This window comes from Kitasatospora sp. NPDC024654, from assembly GCF_055559155.1.
Genome location: NZ_JBVHLF010000044.1, coordinates 49,381 through 67,889, shown reverse-complemented (window position 1 = coordinate 67,889; position 18,509 = coordinate 49,381). Strand labels below are relative to the sequence as shown.

General features: G+C 71.9%; 15 protein-coding genes and 1 pseudogene. 3 read left to right on the top strand and 13 right to left on the bottom strand.

Features of this window, described 5'->3' with window-relative positions:
• The first annotated feature begins 147 nt into the window (after positions 1-147).
• The gene (locus tag ACZ38L_RS24395; protein ID WP_465697051.1) at positions 148-588 is read left to right on the top strand and encodes a hypothetical protein; all 441 of its coding nucleotides are present in this window, start codon (positions 148-150) and stop codon (positions 586-588) included.
• On the opposite strand, the gene ACZ38L_RS24390 is transcribed toward ACZ38L_RS24395, so the two are convergent.
• A complete protein-coding gene (locus tag ACZ38L_RS24390; RefSeq protein ID WP_465697049.1) occupies positions 572-1,036 on the bottom strand; it encodes a hypothetical protein in 465 nt (154 codons plus the stop codon). The two genes, ACZ38L_RS24395 and ACZ38L_RS24390, sit on opposite strands and share 17 nt — an antisense overlap.
• A gap of 67 nt (positions 1,037-1,103) precedes the next feature.
• Positions 1,104-1,556, bottom strand: a complete 453-nt coding sequence (locus ACZ38L_RS24385) for a hypothetical protein (RefSeq protein ID WP_465697047.1) — start codon at positions 1,554-1,556, stop codon at positions 1,104-1,106.
• 100 nt (positions 1,557-1,656) lie between these two features.
• On the opposite strand from ACZ38L_RS24385, the gene ACZ38L_RS24380 reads away from it, so the two are divergent.
• Entirely contained in the window at positions 1,657-2,103 is a 447-nt protein-coding gene (locus ACZ38L_RS24380; RefSeq protein ID WP_465697045.1) for a hypothetical protein, read from the top strand.
• A gap of 271 nt (positions 2,104-2,374) precedes the next feature.
• Here the strand turns inward: ACZ38L_RS24380 and ACZ38L_RS24375 are convergent, their stop codons facing one another.
• The 10 genes and pseudogenes from ACZ38L_RS24375 to argJ form a co-directional block, all read right to left on the bottom strand.
• On the bottom strand, positions 2,375-4,015 hold the full coding sequence (locus ACZ38L_RS24375; protein ID WP_465697043.1) for an ABC transporter substrate-binding protein: 1,641 nt from the start codon (positions 4,013-4,015) through the stop codon (positions 2,375-2,377).
• Positions 4,012-5,670: an ABC transporter substrate-binding protein gene (locus ACZ38L_RS24370; RefSeq protein ID WP_465697040.1), complete on the bottom strand. Its 1,659-nt coding sequence runs from the start codon at positions 5,668-5,670 to the stop codon at positions 4,012-4,014. The genes ACZ38L_RS24375 and ACZ38L_RS24370 overlap by 4 nt, the downstream gene beginning before the upstream one ends.
• Positions 5,667-6,962, bottom strand: coding sequence for an MFS transporter (locus ACZ38L_RS24365; RefSeq protein ID WP_465697038.1), 1,296 nt, complete (start codon positions 6,960-6,962; stop codon positions 5,667-5,669). Before ACZ38L_RS24365 ends, ACZ38L_RS24370 begins: the two co-directional genes overlap by 4 nt.
• Positions 6,959-8,104, bottom strand: coding sequence for a GNAT family N-acetyltransferase (locus ACZ38L_RS24360; protein ID WP_465697036.1), 1,146 nt, complete (start codon positions 8,102-8,104; stop codon positions 6,959-6,961). The genes ACZ38L_RS24365 and ACZ38L_RS24360 overlap by 4 nt, the downstream gene beginning before the upstream one ends.
• On the bottom strand, positions 8,101-9,078 hold the full coding sequence (gene cs1, locus ACZ38L_RS24355) for a clavaminate synthase Cs1 (RefSeq protein WP_465697055.1): 978 nt from the start codon (positions 9,076-9,078) through the stop codon (positions 8,101-8,103). Before cs1 ends, ACZ38L_RS24360 begins: the two co-directional genes overlap by 4 nt.
• 90 nt (positions 9,079-9,168) lie before the next feature.
• Positions 9,169-10,104: pseudogene (speB, locus tag ACZ38L_RS24350) on the bottom strand (agmatinase); the annotation flags it as partial.
• Positions 10,101-11,444 (bottom strand): ATP-grasp domain-containing protein, encoded by a 1,344-nt coding sequence (locus ACZ38L_RS24345; RefSeq protein WP_465697034.1) that lies wholly within the window; start codon positions 11,442-11,444, stop codon positions 10,101-10,103. The pseudogene speB and the gene ACZ38L_RS24345, both read right to left, overlap by 4 nt.
• A complete protein-coding gene (locus ACZ38L_RS24340) occupies positions 11,441-12,925 on the bottom strand; it encodes an asparagine synthase-related protein (RefSeq protein WP_465697032.1) in 1,485 nt (494 codons plus the stop codon). Before ACZ38L_RS24340 ends, ACZ38L_RS24345 begins: the two co-directional genes overlap by 4 nt.
• An 11-nt stretch (positions 12,926-12,936) precedes the next feature.
• A complete protein-coding gene (locus tag ACZ38L_RS24335) occupies positions 12,937-14,613 on the bottom strand; it encodes a thiamine pyrophosphate-binding protein (RefSeq protein ID WP_465697031.1) in 1,677 nt (558 codons plus the stop codon).
• Positions 14,614-15,230: 617 nt separating this feature from the next.
• Positions 15,231-16,388, bottom strand: coding sequence for a bifunctional glutamate N-acetyltransferase/amino-acid acetyltransferase ArgJ (gene argJ / locus ACZ38L_RS24330; RefSeq protein ID WP_465697029.1), 1,158 nt, complete (start codon positions 16,386-16,388; stop codon positions 15,231-15,233).
• A 487-nt stretch (positions 16,389-16,875) separates the two neighbouring features.
• On the opposite strand from argJ, the gene ACZ38L_RS24325 reads away from it, so the two are divergent.
• Positions 16,876-17,367: a TetR family transcriptional regulator gene (locus ACZ38L_RS24325; protein ID WP_465697027.1), complete on the top strand. Its 492-nt coding sequence runs from the start codon at positions 16,876-16,878 to the stop codon at positions 17,365-17,367.
• 61 nt (positions 17,368-17,428) lie between these two features.
• Here the strand turns inward: ACZ38L_RS24325 and ACZ38L_RS24320 are convergent, their stop codons facing one another.
• Positions 17,429-18,412 (bottom strand): ribonuclease BN, encoded by a 984-nt coding sequence (locus tag ACZ38L_RS24320; protein WP_465697025.1) that lies wholly within the window; start codon positions 18,410-18,412, stop codon positions 17,429-17,431.
• Positions 18,413-18,509: the final 97 nt, after the last annotated feature.

The window sequence follows — 18,509 nt, the reverse complement described above, 5'->3', positions numbered from 1 at the left end:
CCGAGTTCGAACGCATCATCAACCAGCAGCGAGCCGAGACCCGACAGAGGGACGAAGCCGCATAGAGACAACTCTACGTTTCCAGGGGATTGACACCTCCCCCTCGGACCGGTCTCGCTGGCCGTCTTCCTGGCCGTAGTCGGCGTGTTGAACGGCCTGTCGAACGCGCCGATGGCCGCGGTGCGCACCGCCGCGATCCCGGCACCGCTGCGCTCCGCCACCCTCACCGTGATCGCGGCGAGCGCGCTGTCCGGCGGCACCCTGGGCCTGGCGGTAGCCGGCACGGCGGTGGAGTCGGCCGGCCTCACCCGCACCGGGCTGGTGGCCATCCAGGTGTGCGGGGTCGTGCTGTTCCTGCTGGGCGCGACAGCCGTACGGCGGCGCCCCGGCGGCCACCTGACGGGACGACGCCTACCGGTGGCGGACGGCATCTCCGCGATCTGCCGCTGCCGGCCCGCTTCCCGTTCCGCCTTCTCGCGCTCCCGTCCCCCGAGCTTCGCAGCCCGTTCACGCTCCGCAAACCTCTTCGTGACTTCCCGCTCGACACAGTGGAGAGGAACGCGGACGGCGCTCAGTACTCGCCCTTGATCACGAAGAAGGAGCCACGGATCTCTCCGGCCAGCTTCGACTTCTGACGCGCGAACTTGAACTTCGACGCCAGTTCCTCGGGAACGTCCATGCCTTCTGAGAGCTTGAACCCCACCGCGCGCTTCGTTCCGTCCTCCATGCCGTACATCACGTTGACCGCCAGGCCGGACTCGTAGAACACGTAAGCCATCCGGAATCCACCCACCTCGAAGGAGGTCACCTCGAGCGGGCGGGCGGAGATGACGATGCCGCGCTCCTCGGAGAGGATCCGGGTCACCGAGTCGAGCACCTCCGGCGCCTCGCTCGCGGGCTGGACGGTGAAGACGTGGTCGTACTTGTTCTTGTAGTAGCGGGCCTCGTTGGCGCGCAATCCTGCGAGCGTCGCCGCGACCGGGGACGATTCCAGTCCGACGGTGGACACGTTCTCGAAGTCGACGATGCACGGCATAAGTCCTCCTGATGACGGTGGCCGGTGGTGGACCACTGGTGCCGGATTTCCCGGCGACGTGTTCACGCTACGTCCCGCGCCGCCGCCCGGCTTCTCGATTCCTGCTCGAGCGGGGCGAAAGCGTTCCGCGGCCTGTCCCGATCACGAGTACCCGAACAAACGGCACGGTGCCGGAGTGCGGCGGCCCGCCGGAGTAGCGCGGCGGGCCGCTCGCCGCATGCGCGCGGGTGAGGGCGAACAGCGACGGAGGCACGCGACGGGCCGGCGGCTGCGCCACCGCTCGGGAGCGGTCACCGCCGGGCCGCTCCGTTCGGCGTACTCCGGCGGCACGCTCCTGCTGGTCACTCCCCGAGCCCTGCCCGCGGAGGACGGCGAGGACGTGGTGCTCGCCCGCGCGCTGCCGCAGCGGCGAGTGCGTCCCGGGGATGCCGGAGCGGCCGGGGATCGCGGCCACCGCGGTCGGCGGGGCGATCACCCGGTTGGCGAGCCGGTCGTGGCCGACCAGGTGACGCCCCAGCACAACACGGGGCGACCGCGTTGCGCAATGACGCGATCACGCTGGGTGATCACCATGCTTCATTCGCCTACGCACCGTCTTTCGGGACACAGGAGGGATCGATATGGACCCGAAGCAACGAGGTGACGGAGAGGTCGACGGTCAGCTGACCAACCTGGAGGACATCGGGGCGCTCATCCTCGGCGGCGAGATCGGCGAGCACAAGCACCTGGGGGCCACCGAGGCGGGGCCCGTCGACGTCATCTACAAGACCTCACGGGACGACGTGCGTCCCGGTGCTCGGAGCCCGCGCTACCACTACGAGCGAACCTTCATGTCCGCCATGCAGGGCATCCTCGTCTCAGTCGCCGAGACAATGGTCGCCACCCAGGCCACGCTGCCACACCCCGACCTCCACGCGGGCCCCACTTTCGAGTTCCACCAACTGCCCGCGACCGGGAAGAAGAAGCACCTCATGCAGCTGTGCGACGCCGCCATGGTCCACTTCCCCCAACTCGGCGGCGACAACAGCGTTCGCTGGCTGATCGGGAAGCTGCCGGACGCGCTGTGACACCCCGAGGGGCCCGCTCGTGACACCCACAGCGGGCCCGTCCTCGGGCTCCAGGGCGGCCTCAGCGGTCCGGCACTGCAACCAGGTTCGCCGGGAACCCACACGCGCGGGTAGCCGAACTCCAGCTCGTGGCGGCGAAGGGACTACCCCTCGGTCCCCACGATGACGCTACCGACGCCGTGGCCGCAAAAGGTCGGACAGGCCAGCGCCCAGTGCGAGTTCGGAGACTCCGGGCCCGGGGCCCGCCCCGGATCCACCCGTGTACGGGCCGCTAATCCTCGTCCTGACGGGCTCCCAAGGCGGCGTAGTCGTACATGCCGTAGGCGCCGCTGACGTGGACGTGGGTGGCTCGAGGTCCGCGGTAGAGCAGGGAACGGGCGTGGAGGTAGGGGCAGATCGTGGCGGTTTCCATCACGACGCGGTCGACTTCGGCCCAAGCGTGCTCGCGGGCCCGGGGGTCGGCGGTGCGTGCGCCGGAGTCCAGGAGTGCGTTGATCTCGGGCAGGTCCAGTTCGGGGAAGTTGTGGTTGCCGGACTGCTTGATCGAGTGGCCGTGGACGATCTGGTCGAAGAAGCCGAAGCCGTCGGGGAAGTCGGCCGCCCAGCCGAACATGATGATCCCGAGCCCTTGGTCGTGCACGTAGTCGGGGACTCCCGCGTACTTGTCGAAGTAGTCGCCGGACTGGAAGGGCACGACCTCTGCCTGGATGCCCACCTGGGCCAGGGAAGCACTGAGCGCCTGGGCGGCGGCGTACTCCTTGAGCCGGTCGATCCGGGCGGCGATGCGGGTAGGGAAGCCGTCCGGCAGCCCGGCGGCCGCGAGTTCGGCCCGGGCGCGGGTGAAGTCGCCGCGATGGTCCGGGCCGCAGGGGTAGCGGTCGGCGGGAGCGTGGCCGGCGATGGTCGGAGGCAGGACGGTACCAGCGATGTCGCCGGCGAGCGGGCCGCCGTAGGCCAGCCGCATGGCTGCCTTGTCCGTGGCGTACTGAACGGCGCGGCGGCAGTGGATGTCGTTGAACGGTGGGACTTTGGGGTTGATGGCATACAGCCAGGTGAAGCCGATCAGCGGGTTGTCGGCCCGGGCCCGCAGCACCGGGTCGGCCAGGATCTTCTCCAGCGTGGCGGGCTGCACCCCCACCCCGGCCAGGTCGATGTCCGTCTCCCCGGAGAGCAACAGGTCGTCGACGGCCTGGCCGTCCACACCGAGCGTGACCTCGACGCGCGAGGCGCGACGGGTGCGGACGGGGTCGGTGGCCGGGTCCCAGCACGGGTTCGGCAGGAGCAGCAGGCGCTCTCCGGGCCGGTACTCGGCGACCCGGTAGGGGCCGGTGGCCACCGGCCGCAGGTGGTAGTCGGCGCCGGTGTCGCGGTCGGGCGGGACGGGGACGGTGCTGGGGAGGGTGGCCAGGTGGTCGAACGCGGCGAAGGGCTCGGTGAGCCGGAAGACCATGGTGTACGGATCCGGGGTGGTGACGGCGTCGATGCTGCCCAGGTGGTGGCGGAAGTAGGTCGGGCCCTTGCCGAGGACGTCCGGGCGGAAGTTACTGCGCTCGATGGCGTGGCGTACGTCGTGCGCGGTGACGGGGGTGCCGTCCTCGAAGCGCACGTCGCGGCGGAGCCGGTAGGTCCAGGTGCGTCCGCCGTCGTCGGTGTGTCCCAGGGTCTCGGCGAGGTCGGGTACCAGGCGCTGGCCCTCGCGGCCGGGCGCGGGGGCGAAGGTGACCAGGCTGCGCCCGAAGAGCCGCAGGAAGTTCCAGGCGAAGGCGTAGTAGGTGTTGCCGGCGTCGAGGGAGTCGAAGCCGGACGTGCGGGCGAAGCGAAGTGTGCCACCGAACTGGGAAGAGGAGCTGACGGTGTGGGCCAGGGCGGCGTTGAAGCCCTGGCCGGAGAGGTCGGACGCGGACCGGTTCACGGGGTCACTCCCATCGCCTGGATGTCGTAGAGGCCGAACGCCGGGTGGACGAAGACGTTGGTCACGCGGGGATTGCGGATGTGCAGGGTGCGGTCGTAGACCATGGGCAGGATCACCGCGTGTTCCATGACCGCGTCGTCGATCCGCCCCCAGAGTTCGGCCACGGTGTCGGGGTCGGAGGTCGCCTGGGCGGCGTCGATGAGGGCGTTGACCCGCGGGTCGTCGAGTTCCGCGAAGTTGTGGTTGCTCCCGTCGCGCTTGATCATGCGTCCGTCCACCAGCGGCGCCAGGAAGCCGTACGGGGTGGGGTAGTCCGGTCCCCAGTCGGTGACGGCCAGCCCCAGGCCCTGGGCCCGGACGGTGGCCGGCAGGCCCAGCCCGCTGCGGTAGTAGCTGGCGACGTCGAGCTCGGCCACCTCGGCGCGGATACCGACGCGGGTCAGTGAGGCGGCCAGCGTGTCGGCGACGACGCGGAACTTGCCGCGCTGGGTGGCGATGACGGTGGCGAAGCCGTCGGGCAGTCCCGCGGCGGCCAGCTCCTTGCGGGCCAGCTCGAGGTCGCCGTGCCCGTCGGCCCCCCAGGAGTAACGGGCACGGGGCCGGTGGCCGGACATCCCAGGCGTGAGCAGGCCGGTGGCCAGTTCACCGCCGAGGGCACCGCCGCGGGCCTCCAGCAGCGCCTTGCGGTCGGCCGCGTAGTGGACCGCGCGGCGGCAGTGGATGTTGTCGAAGGGCGGGACCTGCGGCTGGATCGCGACGTACTGGAGGAAGTTGGTGACCGGGTTGTCGCAGCGGTCGAGCAGGGCCGGGTCGGCTGCGATGCGCTGCTGGGCGGCGCGTTGCACGCCGCGGCCTTCGAGGTTGATGTCGAACTCGCCGGCCAGCACGCGGTCGTCGACCTCGTCGGGCGTCAGGCCGATCGTCACGTCGATGGTCTCGGGGAGGGCCGCGCGGATCGGGTCCGACGCCCGGTCCCAGGCGGGATTGCGGCTCAGCAGCAGGCGGCGCCCCACTTGGTGGTCCGCCACGCGGTAGGGGCCGGTGGCCAGCGGGTGGCGGCCGTAGTCGGGCCCCGTGTCGGCCTCGGGCGGCACGGGTGCGGTGCCCGGCTGGGCCATGAGGTAGTCGAAGTCCGCGAAGGGGCGCTGGAGGTGGAAGACGAGGGTGTGGGGGGCCGGCGTCTCGACGGCGCGCAGCCCGAGCCGTTCGGGGTGGGTGTCGCGGTAGGGGCCCGGGTACGGGTGATCGGGGTCGTCCAGCAGTCCGACGAGGTAGGTGGGCCCGCCCGGGAGAACGTCCTGGGCGAAGGCACGCTGAACGGCGTACTTGACCTCGCGGGCGGTGACCGGGGAGCCGTCCTCGAAGCGCACCCCTCGGCGCAGTCGGTAGGTCCAGGTGCGCCCCCCGTCGCGGGATTCTCCCGGTGCGAGGGCGAGGTCCGGGACGACCCGGCGCCCGTCGACTCCCGGGGCGGGGGCAAAGGCCATGACGGTGCGTTGTAGGGTCCGCTGCAGCAGCCAGCACCACACGTAGTACGTGCGGGCGGGGTCGAGGGAGTCGGGGCCGGCCGAGGTCACCAGGCGCAGCACGCCGCCCTGGCGGCCGGAGGGCTGGACGATTCGGTCGCAGGCGGCATTGGCGTGCGCGTCGTTCACTGTGCTGCCTTCCGATCGCTGAGGGTCCGGGTGAGTGTCGCGCCGCTGCGGCGGTGGAACGCGAGCATGTCGGCGACGACGAGGGCGGTCGTCGTGGTGAGCACCCACCACAGGGCCTGGGCGGCATGGGCGAGGAACAGCGCGATGAGGGCCGGCACGAGGGCGAGGGAGACTCCCACGAGTACCTGGTTGAAGGCTTGGTAGGCGCCGCGTTCCGCCTGTGGCGACAGTGCGACGATGACGACCGCGAGGGACTGCGTCGCCAGCAGCTCGCCGAAGGTGTAGATCGCCATGCCGCCTATGAGGACGGCGAGTTGGGGCCCCCGGGGCAGGTGGCCCGCCAGGCCGAGGGCGATCAGCAGAGCGGCGTGCAGCGCGACGCCCACGATGATGACCGGCAGCGGGGCGCGGTCCTGGATCCGGGCGGCGACGGGCAGTTGCAGTAGCACGATCACCGTGGTGTTGACCGCGAAGAGCAGTCCTATCAGCCAGGACGGGTCGTGCAGGACGGTGATCAGGTAGACCGGGAGGGCGGCCTCGACGGCGACGATGACGGTCAGCAGGACGAAGTTCGCCACCGCCGCGCGCAGGAAGAGCTGGTTGTGCCAGGGGCGTGCGCGCCGGGGCGCCTGCGGTTGCCCGGATGTCCGTCGCGCCGTGGGGAGCGGCAGGTAGAGCAGGGCGGTGATGACGAAGCTGGCGGCGTTGACCAGTCCCACCACGACGAATCCGGTGCGGCTGTGCACGGTGGCCAGCACGGTCCCCGCGATCAGGCCGCCCAGGCCGATACCGGCGTTGAAGGTCACCTTGGTGAGCGCGAGCCAGCGGGCGACCTGTCCCTCGGGGGCGGCCTTGGCCGCGAGGACCGGCATCGATGTCTGCTCCGCGCGCTGGCACAGGGCGACGAGCATCGCCAGCACGGTGAAGCTCACCACGTCGCGCACCTCGAGGTAGCCGACGAACGCGGCGGCCCGCAGCAGCGCGGCGGCGAGCAGGACGGGCCGGGTTCCGATCCGGTCGACCACGCGGCCGGTCTGGAAGACCAGTGGCAGCACCACGAGGGCGGCCACGGTGAGGCACGTGCCGACCATGGTGAGCCGCAAGCCGGTGACCGCTGGGAAGAACAGCAACTGGTAGGGATAGAAGAAGCCGGTGCCGACGGCGTTGACCAGCCCGGCCGCGCCGAACCAGCCGATGCCGCGCCCCCGGGGCAGCCAGGTCGTCCGGCCGGGCGCCGTGGACCGTAAGGCGGTGGCCGAGGGCTTGGCCGAGCGCCCGTCCGTCCGGTTCATCGGTTCTCCTCCAGGGGCAGGACGAACGCGTGCTGGTCCACCGCCACGCAGCCGCGTGACCGCTTGGCCGCCACGCTGCCGGTCCCGTAGTGCACGGCCGTGACGCCGTACTCCACGGCGACCTCGGCGAGGCGGTAGAAGAGCGTCTCGAAGTAGACGGGCAGCCCGCTCTGCGCCTCGTAGTCGAACCCGGCCCGGTGGGCGAACCACTGGTCACGGTGGCGCAGCAGCAGCGCGAAGCCCAGCAGGTCCGCTCCACGGCGCGCGACCGACACCTGGGCGGCCTCGCCGACGTACCGCAGGACCTGCTCGAAGATCTCCTCGGACTGCCTGGGCTGCCAGTTCATGCCGTACTTGGACAGCAGTTGTGCCTCCAGCGCCGCCAGCCGCGGGATCGCCCCGGCCGTGAGCGGCTCGATCTCCACACGGACGCCGGCGGCGGCGAGCTGCCGACGCTCGGCGAGCACGCGGCGACGGCGGTGACCGGAGAACATCGCCAGGTAGCCGTCGAGCCCGCCCGGCGGCAGCGGTAGCCAGCTGTAGCGGCCGGTCTGAAAGGACCGGTAGCCACGGCCCGTCAACAGCTCACGCAGTGCGGCGTCACGTTCGTCGACGTAGAGGAAGGCAACGCTGCGGGCGCCGAGTGCCCGGCCGCGTTCTTCCGCCGCGGCGACCAGGAGGGCCGTGTCGCCGAGGGGCCCCCCGCCGGTGCCGTCGGGGCCGACCGCGGCGAGGGGGCGGTTGCGGCCGAGGTGACGTCCCCCGCACACCAGGGCCGGCATGAGCGCCTCGGCGGGTTCGGCGGACAGGGCCGCCGCGAACTCCGTCGCGCCCGGCTGCCCCTCCTTGACGCAGCGCCGAAGGAGCGTGTCCGGGCGTCCGGACAGCCAGGGCGCGGTGGTCTCGGCGCAGGCGGTCGCCAGCGCGGCGCGGGGCCGGTGGGCCGCCCCCGCGGTCAGGTAACCCATGGCGGCTCCGGAGGTCAGCTCGACGACCCGCAGCCACGGAGAGGTCAGGTAGAAGTCGTCCGGGCCCACCAGGTCGTCCCACGCCGCCGCGGGGAGTTCCGCCGCCCGCGGCGTCAGCAGCACGTCCGGCGGGACGCGCTCGGCTGCCCCGGCCTCGGGTACCGGGGCGGTCACCCGCGGCCCACGAAGGGGACGACATCCGCCGCCTCGGCGGGCGCGGACAGCCGCTGCGAGACCCGCACGTACATCCGGTGCAGCCAACGGTCGTGGCCGTCCCAGCGGGGGGTGAACGGCGTCCGGGCGTGCGTGGTGCGCTGGTTGTCGACGATGAGCAGGTCACCTGGGACCAGGTGCACGCCCTGCGTGACCTTGTCCAGCGCCTCGGACAGGGCGGCCACACCGCGCCGGCCCGCGGGGTCCTCGGGGGCGAGGAGCTCCCGGTCGTATCCGAGCCAGGGGTCCTCGCGGTCGTGGTGGAGCACCCGGACGGAGGTGACCGGGCTGGTGCCGTCCGGGTGGCGGAAGGCGACGTCGACCAGGCAGGGCACCGGCTGCTCCAGCAGCCGCGCCCGGTCCTCCGCCGACAGCAGCGGCAGCGCCCGGCGCACCGAGCCGACCAGGGTGGCGGCCGTACGCTCGTGGTCCGCGCGGGAGCAGGCGAGCAGCACGTAGTCCGGCTGGTGGCGGTGGTAGGCCATCTCGGTGTGGAACTCGAGCAGCGTCTCGGAGGTCTCCGAGGACAGGTGGTGCGCCCCGGGTGAGGGGTAGATGTCCTGGAACACGGTGCCCTCGCGCAGTTCGCGGTAGCCGGTGGGCAGGCCGAGCCAGCGGCTGACCAGGGCGAGCCATGCCTCCATCGCCAGCAGCGGGCGCTCCACGGGGGCGGGCGTGGCGGTGGGGGTGTCCGGCAGTTCGTCGGCGTCGACGGGCAGCCCGCGCAGCAGCAGGTACCCGTCCTCGTTCCCACGGGCGCGGAAGTCGGCGAGCACGGCGACCAGTTCCTCGGGCAGCGCCTCGGTGGCGGTTCGCACGGCCGCGAAGAAACCGGGGAGGTCCTGACGCGGCGTGCTGGGCAGGGCGGCGCGCAGGTTCAGCAGGGTGTCGTGCCAGTCGTCGCAGCGGACGGTGGTGCCGAGGTCGGTGCTCATCGCAGGTCTCCGTTCCCTGGTGCGGGCGGTGGTGCGGGCAGCGGTGGTGGGGGCGGCCGGAACGCCCGGGCGCGCCGGGGTCCGGCCGGTCGCGCGGGCGTACTGGTAGAGCAGTTCGGCGCCGATCTCCGTGGCCAACAGGGCGGTGGTGCCGGAGCTGTCCCAGGGCGGGCACACCTCGACGATGTCGAAACCGACCGGGTTCAGGTCACCGACCACGGTCAGCAGGTCGAGCAGTTCGCGTGAGGTGAGTCCGCCGGGTGCGGGTGTTCCCGTGCCGGGGGCGAAGGCGGGATCGACCACGTCGATGTCGCAGGAGACGTAGAGCGGCCGGTCGCCCACGATGCTCCGGATCTCGCCTGCGAGATCCTCGGGCTCGCGACGGGAGAACTCCGCGGTGGTCACGATCCGGACGCCGTGTCCGAGCGCGTAGTCGTGGGCGTCGGGGCTGGGGATGTGGCCGCGCATCCCGAGCTGGACCATGGCCGTGGGCTCGACCAGGCCCTCCTCGATCGCCCAGCGGAACGGGGTGCCGTGGTGGTAGGCGCCGCCGTAGACCGGTGGGAAGGTGTCGCTGTGCGCGTCCAGGTGCAGGACGGCGACCGGACCGTGGAGGCTGTGGACCGCGCGGAGCGCGGCCAGGCTGAGCGAGTGGTCGCCGCCGAGCATCAGGAAGGCGCGGTTGCTCCGGAGCAGGGCGGTGAGGCCCGCGGTGGCCGTGGCCATGGTCAGGTCCATGGAGAACGGGCTGAGGTCCAGGTCACCGGCGTCGACCACGTCGATGAGCTCGAAGACGTTGGGACCGCGCCCGATCCCGGTGCCGTGGATCAGCCCGGACTCGTGGCGGATGGCGCGGGGGGCGAACCGGGCACCGGGGCGGTAGCTGGTGCCCCCGTCGTAGGGAGCGCCGACGACCACGACATCGCGTCCGGTCGGCTCCGGCACGTGGCGCAGCCGCATGAAGGTGGCCAGTTGGGCGTAGCGCGGGGACCTGACGGTCGCCACCTGGGGGTCCCTGTCGGTCATCGCTGCTGCCTCGATACGTCGGTGTGGAGGTCGTCGGGCCCGGCGTCCGCCGGGGCAACCGTGATGCGCACCCGGCCGGCCGCCCGGGTGGCGTTGTCCAGGGCGTCCTGGGGTGTGGCGGCGGTGGCGTACACGAGTCCGACGCGTCCGGAGTTGTCGATGCGGTGCCACAGGTGCTCGCCGGGGTGCGCGAAGAGGCTGACGCTCACACCGGGGAGCTCCTCGGCTTCCGTGGCGCCGTCCACGGCCTCCAGGACCGCGGGGCCGGGCGGCGGGTAGAGCATCACCACGGCCGCGCCGCCGCTCTGCCGGCCGCTGGGTAGCGGCGGTGGGGCACCGACGGCGAGCAGCTTCGCGTCCAGGTGCGGGTTGCTGCCGCACACGTCGCGCACCATGGTCGTCAGACAGCCCGCGGGCAGGCGGGGGTTGACCTCGACGATCTTCGGGCCGTCGGCGGTGAACTTGACCTCGGTGTGGCAGGGGCCCTGGCGGTACCCGATGACGCGCAGCACCTCCGTCACCGCCGTCTCGACCTCGGCCCGGGTGTCCGGGTCGAGCGTGGCGGGGAAGCTGTGGGCGGCCTCCAGGAAGGTGGGAGGCGGGCACAGGTACTTGGCGGTGACGCCGTAGACGTGGGTGACGCCGTCGACGGTCAGCGACTCGACGCTGACCTCGGGGGCGTCGATGTAGCGTTCCATCAGGACGTGGCCGGGGCGCGGCTGTCCGCGCAGGCTGTGCCGGATCGCGGCGACGCGGTCGTACGCAGCGGTCAGTTCGGCGGGGTCGTCGACGAGGACGACGCCGTAGCTGATGGCCTCGGCCGGCGGCTTCAGCACCAACGGGTAGCCGATCCGCGCGGCGGCCTCGGCCAACTCGCCGGGGTGGGTCACCAGGGCGTAGGGGATGTTGTAGGGAGAGTCGCCCAGCGCGGCACGCAGCGAGGGTTTGTGGTTGGCGGTGGCGACCGCGTTCGCTCCGGGGCTGGGCAGGCCGAGCTTCTCGGCGACCTGGGCGGCGATCTCGGTGTGGTAGTCGGAGAAGGTGGTGATGCCGTCGACCAGGGGACGGCCGTGCTCGTCGGTGACCGCTTCGAGCACGGCGTCGGCGCTGTGGGTGTCCACGAAGGTCAGCTGGTCCACCTCGGTGAGCGGGTGACCCCGCCAGGCGGCCTCGTCGACGGCGTACCACTCGCGGTCCCTGATCAGCAGGTGGACCCAGAGTCCGTGGCGGCGGGCCGCGGCGATCTCGTCGTAGAAGACGGCGTGGAGCATGCTCTCCACCAGGGCGAGGCGCTTGCCTCGGAAGCCCTCGTAGGCGGAGGGCTCTTGAACGGATGTCACCGGTGCTCCCCTGTTCCCGTGTCCTGGTCCGTGTCGTCGGGGTGGGCGCCTTCCACGACCAGGCGCCGGTACAGTGCGGCCGCCTCGGCGGCTTTGGCCTGGTGGATCCGGTCCTCGGGGACTCCGGCGTCCCGCAGGGCGCGGGACCAGGCGCTGGTGGTGCCGGAGCCCTCGTGGATACCGAGCTTGCGGCGGCCGAGCGTCCGCTCGGGCAGGGTGCCGGCCATGGCCCGGCGCAGCACCCACTTGTCCGTGCCGTCGCGGCGCTTGACTCCGGGCTCGAGCGACACCAGCAGGTCCAGGACCTCGCGGTCCCAGTAGGGGTGCGTGGTCCAGTGGCCGGCGACGCCGGACAGGGCCGGAGCCAGTTCGTTCAGGCCGTCGAAGGTGGCCATGTCCGCCGCCAGGACCTGGTCCAGGGTCTCCAGTGCCGCGGTGTCCCGGTGCATGCCGCCGAGCGGGATGTCGGCGCCGTAGCCGGTCAGGATGCGTCGGGGCGCACCGGGAAGCCTGCGGTAGAGGCTCACCAGCGGCAGCAGGTACTCGAGGACGTCCGGATCGGTGATCTCCGCCGCCCAGACGGTCCAGGCCAGGTCCCGCAACAGGGAGGCCGAGTCGATGGTGATCTCCTCGTGCTCGGTGCCCAGGTGGTCCACGACCAGGCGGGCGGCCTCGAACTCGTCGCGCAGGTCGGTGCCCAGAGTGATCGTGCGGGCGGTGCCGCAGTGGGCGACCGCCAGGGCGGTGACAGCGGAGGAGTCGATGCCGCCCGACAGCACCACGGTGGGCGGCGTGCCGTCGGCCAGCCGAGCGCGGACGGCGCGGTCGAGCTGCTCGCGGACGGCGGCGACCGCCGCGTGCGGTGGCAGGATCCGCCGGGACACCGGCGGCGTCCAGGTCGCCAGCGGGACCGGTTGCGGGTCGGGGTCGGCCAGGTCGACGATCAGGGCGCTGCCTGCGGGAACCCTGCGGGCCGGGGTGTCGGTCCTCGCCAGCGCCTTGGCCTCGGTGGCGGCCCGGACGAACGGGCGTCCGCCCGGGTGACGGACCACGGCGAGATGCAGGGGCAGGCTCGCCGCGTGGTCGGTGGCGGCCACCAGGCGGTCGCCGTCGGTCAGCAGCAGCGCGTAGCGCCCGTTGAGCAGCCGCAGCGCGGCGCTGCCGTAGCGCTCCCACAGTTGGAGCAGCAGGTGGGAGTCCGGCGCGGTGGCCAGGGCGGGGTCACCCAGGGCCAGTGCCAGCTCCTCGCGGTTGTACAGCTCTCCGGCCAGGAGCAGCCGCAGGCCGTCCCGGCCGGACAGGGCCGGATCCCGCAGCGTACCGGTGACGGCGGTGCCGGTCCATGACAGGCCGTGGCCGGCGTGGTCGACGGTGGCGCTGCTGCCCCGGACGGCGAGGCGACGGGCAGGCTCGGCCGACAGGCGGTGGTCGTCCGCTCCCACGGAGACGGCGAACCCGAGTACGGCTGGCAGCGGAGTCACGGCGGGACCGCTCATACGTTCAGCGCGCCGAACGACCCGGCGTGCAGGTCGTAGGAGATGGACACCTCGATCAGGTAGGGGCGGTCGAGTTCGATGCCCTTGCGCAGCTCGGCATGGAGACCGGCGCGGTCCTGGACGCGCACGCCGGCGGCGCCGTTGGCCTGGGCGAGCTGCACGAAGTCGACGCTCTCGAAGGCGACGGCCGGCTTGTGGCCGCGTCGGTGGCCGATGTGCTGGTACAGCTCGATCAACCCGTTGCGGTTGTTGTTCACCACGACGATGACGATGCCCAGTCCCAGCCGGACGGCGGTCTCCAGGTCGGCGCTGCTGGAGTGGAAGCCGCCGTCACCGGCGATCAGCACCACGGGCTCGTCGGGACGGGCGATCTTGGCGGCCATGGCCGCGGGCAGCCCGTAGCCGAAGCTGGAACAACCGGCGGAGGTCAGGAAGCCGTAGGGGCGCTCGGAGTCCGCGAACAGGGCGCCGTAGTGGCGGAAGAAGCCGATGTCGCTGACGAAGGTGCCGACGCCGTTGAGGGCGCTGTTCATGCAGTCGACCACCTGGTGGGCCCGCATCCCGTCGGGGTAGTCGGTCGGGTCGTCCAGCAGGCGGCGCACGACCTGCCGCAGGGCGCTGATGTCGTGCGGCAGGGAGGGCCGCTGCTCGCGGGTCAGCGCGTCGAACTCCTTGACGAAGGCGGCGAGATCCGCGACGACATCGAGATCGGGTGAGAAGACGCGCGGAACCGGGTTGGGCACGGCGGCCACCCGCACCACGCGCTTGTCGGCGCCCCTGCTCCACATCGACGGGCGCAGGTCCTCGGCGTAGTCGTAGCCGAGGGCCACGATCAGGTCCACGGGTGCGAACAGATCGTCCAGGGCGCGGTGCTGGAGGATGCCGTCCATGTATCCGGTCACCGCGCCGTAGTTGAGCGGGTGCCGACTGGGCAGCACGCCCTTGGCCGTGTAGGTGGTGATGACCGGGATCCGCAGGCGCTCGGCGAGGTCGCGGATGCCCTCGACGGCGCCCGCGCGTATCGCCGCGGTGCCCACGACGAGCACCGGGTGCTCGGCCCGGGCGAGCAGCTCGGCCGCTGCGGCGGCCTGTTCCCGCCAGCCGGGGTGCACGCCCATGACGCGTCCGGCCGGCAGCAGGGGCGCGGGCTCCCGCTCGACGGCGGCGCCGAGCAGGTCGACGGGGAGGCTGATGAAGCTGGGGCCGGCGGGTTCGACCAGGCCGGCCGTGACGGCGCGGTCGACGAGGTCGGCGATGTCGCCGGGGCGCTCCAGCTGGGCCGCGAACTTGGTGAGCGGCCGCATCAACGCGACGCTGTCCAGGCACTGGTGGGTCTCGTTGGGGAAGCAGTCGTAGGACTCGGACTGCGCGCACAGGGCGATGACCGGGCTCCGGTCCAGGGCGGAGGTGGCCACACCGGTGGACAGGTTCGTCATGCCCGGACCGAGCGTGGCGAAGCACGCCTGCGGTCTCCCGGTCAGGCGGGCCAGCACGTCCGCCATGACGCCGGCGGTGAACTCGTGGCGGGTGAGCACGAACTCGATGCCGTCGACCTCGTCGAACAGGATGGCCGAGGCCTCGCGGCCGACCACCCCGAAGACGTGACGCACGCCGTGGCCGTGGAGGCGTTCGAGGAGCACGGATGCGGCGGTTCGGGTCAGGTCTGGGGCCATCGGTCTATCTCCTTGAGCAGGACGGTGGGCACGCCGAGGGCGTGCCGATCGCGGAGGGATGTGGAACAGCCCCGGCGGGCCGCGCGGAGAACGTGGTGCCGGGGCTGGGCGGAGTGCTGTGCGGAAAGGGATCTCGCGGTGCGGAGCGTTGCGTCGACCGCCGAGGACGGCCCGCGAAGAGCTCCGGCTCTCCGGGAGCGGTACTCGAAACCCGCTCGCCACTGCGGAACACGGCGAGCCAGGACGATCGAAAGATCGGTCAACTCCCTTGGCCTAAAGGAGTGTTGATTCCGTGTCCAATCGGTTCAGGCCAGAAGCTATGTCACGTCGCGCCACCGCACAAGACTTCTCTCGCCGAGATCCGGCCGAGTGGGGGCCGCCAGGGACGCGCCACCCTCGAACACATGGCCGGAAACCGGCATTCGGAATGCCCGAAGATTTGACGCGACCATGCCCCATCGGGGCACATCTCCCTCACCGAATACTCAGGATTCCCGCTCATGCGAGCGCGCCGACGGCACGGGCCCGCCGGCGCGCCTCGCACACCCACCTCGACGTCGGGCCGCACCCATGGCCGTGGTGACATTTCAGCCAAGATGCCGCACGGATTCAGGCGATTACGTGGTGTAGTCGGCGTTCAGCCGAACGTAGCCCTCGCTGAGGTCACAGCCGAAGACGGTGAAACATCCCTCGGCGATGCCGAGTCCGATACTGATCACGACCTCGTCCCCGCCCAGATGCCGCCTGAGCGCGTCGAGGGCCCGGTCGTCGACGTCGCCGGGGTAGACCTGAACGTCCCCGAAGGAGATCCGCACCCGTTCCGGCACGATGTCCAGGTCGTCCCGGCACTTGCCGATCGCCATCGCCACCCGACCCCAGTTGGGGTCCGCGCCGTGAACAGCGGTCTTCACCAGGGGGGAGTTGACCACCGTCTTGCCCACGCGCTTGGCCTGGGCCGCGTCCCGCGCCCCCGACACGCGCACCTCGATGAGCTTGGCCGCCCCCTCGCCGTCCCGGGCGATCTCCCGCACCAGATGCAGCGCGGCACGCTCCAGCGCCTGCTCGAACTCGTGGACGTCGACGGGGCCGGCCAGTCCGTTGGCGAAAACCGCGGCAGTGTCGCTCGTGGAGGTGTCGGTGTCAATGCTCAGGGCGTTGAACGTCCGGTCCATCACCGAACGGAAGACCCCCTCGAGCCGGTCGGCCGGCAGATCGGCATCGGTGCAGAAGAACGTCAACAGCGTTGCCATGTCGGGCTCGAGCATGCCCACCCCCTTGGCAATGCCCGTGATCGTCGCGGCGCCGCACGGCACGGTGATCACCTTGGGACGGGTGTCCGTCGTCATGATCGCCCGAGCGGCGGCGTCGAAGTTCGCCTGCGCGAAGGGCCACTTCAACGTCCGTAGCCCTGCTCGCAGTTGTTCCATCGGATAGCGGCGGCCGATCACTCCGGTCGACGCGATGAGCAGCTCGTCCTCGTCCACGCCCATCGTCCGGGCCACCGACCGGCGCACCTCGAGGGCGTCGGCCTCGCCCTGCTTGCCGGTGGCGACGTTGGCGTTCTTCGCCACGACGACGACGCCGCGGGCCCGGCCGCCCGCCGCGGCGGCCCGGCTGATCAGCACACTCGGCCCGGCGAAGCGGGACTGGGTGAACACGGCGGCGCACCGGGCGGGGGACTCGGAGACCAGGACGGTGAAGTCGTCGCCGTCCTCCCGCAGTCCGAAGTGCGCGGTCGTGGAACGGAACCCCTGAGGGAGGCGGTGGTCTGACATACGGGGACCGGCCTTTCCGGCAGCCGCGGCTGCGCAGGTGATGTGGTGTTCGGGAGTCTACAAAGCCAACCCTCCCCCACCGGACTCGACAGACCGTCAGTTCCGATCCACCGCACGTGATTGCCGGGGTACTGCCGCCGTGCCGCGTACCGGCTGACTTCGAGGACGTCGCTCCGGGCCGAGGTGCGCACACCGTGTGGGGATGTCTCCGTTCCGGGACAGGATGTGTGCCACAGGGTCGCAAGCCCGCTGTCGGAATCCCCGCTGTCACCTCCGGGCGGACCGCGCAACCTGCTTCTCGCCCAGACGGCCGGCCAGTTCGGCTTCAGGCTGGTGACACCGGCGACGCCGATTCCGGCCGGGCTCCGTACGGGACGGGGCGGTTCTCCCGTGCCCACCGCTGTTCGGCTTCGCTCCGCGCCGGCGGCGGGGCGATGCCGTCCATCATCCCGAGAAGGGTGCGGAGCAGGTCAGCGTCCCCCTGGCCATGGCCGCCGCCGGGCTCACGCACGGCGGCTTCTACCGCCACTTCTCCTCCAAGGACGACCTGATCGCCCGGGCGCTCCTGGCGGTGTTCGCCGAACGCCGCCAGGCCCTGGACCGCCTCGTCGACGAGCACCCGCCCACCGGCACGGACCCGGCCGACCGGTCCGCTCGCGCCGAGTTCCTGACGCTCTACCTCTCAACGCTCCACCGGGACCATCCCGCCGACGGGTGCGCCGCGGCAGGCCTGGTCGCCGACGCGGCCCGAGCCGAGCCCGGCGCCCCGATCCGCACCGCCTTCACCACCGGCCTGCGCGACCTCGTCGACGGCTTCCAGCAGCTCACCGTCTCCGCCGACGCCGGAACCGACCGCCGCACCGCGCTCGCCGAACTGTCCACCCTCGTCGGCGCCGTCCTCCTCGCCCGCGCGAGCGACGACCCCGCCCTCTCCCACGAGATACTCGACGCCGCACGCCAACACCTCGACGAGGCGTAGGCGCGCTCTTCGACGCGTCCGCCGCACATCCGCGACCGGAGGAGCCCGCTGCCGCAGCGGCTCATGGACGAGGTCGCCGCCCGCCTCCAGGACGAGGAGCACAACCTCCTCCTGATGCTGCGCCGGACGCGCTCCTACGCGGCCTCGCACCGCCCCCCTCTCCCGGTTCCACCCGCTCCGGGCGGCACCGGCGGTGCGGCTCGGCGTGGTGCAGCGCGTAGCCGGCGAGTGCGCCGCCGTAGATCGTGAAGCCGACCCCGATCAGCCAGGACTGGACCACCAGGACCGTCCCCACCGTCCCGTAGGAGACCGCGTTGGAGACGAGCAGGGGCCCGAACACCAACCGGGAGAAGAATCGCAGCCCGGCCAGCGCCGCCATGGTGGCGACGGCTCCCGGCAGCAGCTTGCGCCAGGCGATCCGCGCGGAGAGCAGCAGCCACTGCAGCCACCAGAAGAACAGCACGCCACCGATCAGGGTGGCGGCGATCCGCAGGGTGGGCTGGGCGGCACTGTGCTGCCACGGCACCTTGCTCCAGGCGGCGCCGACGAGGTAGCCGGTCAGTACGGCGAGTCCGAGGGTCTGGCGCCAGACGGTGTGCCAGGAGCCCGGTTCCAGGTGCCAGATCCGTTCGTAGGCGCCTTGCATCGCCGAGATCAGGGATGCGCCGAAGACGGCCAGCGCGGCCAGGCTGAACGCGGTGGTGGTGCTGAGGATCTGGCCACGGGAGGCGAAGAGCTGGTTGATCGGCCGGCCGGCCCGACCGGCGATGCCCAGCCCGTCGCTGATCCAGGCCGTGATGCCACTGCCCTGGGTCGGCCAGGCGGCCGCGATCACGATGAGCAGCGGGACCAGGGTCACGAAGAAGAGCGCGGCGAAGGCCATCGAGCGCTGCATGAGCTCGAAGTCGCGCGCCTCCCGCCAGAGCGTCGCGGCCACGGCCCGCAGCCGCCGCAACCCCGCCGCTGGGGCGGCGACCAGCGTCGCGGCACCGTGCGCGGCGCCCTGCCACGGTGGGTGGCTCCGTCCGGCCATCATGTTCCCCATCGCGTTCCCCCGGGGTCTGCGCGCCGCCCGGTCATGCCGGGCGGCGCCTTGGGCGCCTTGGCGGTGCCCCGGGTGCCGGGGCACCGCGCACATCCGA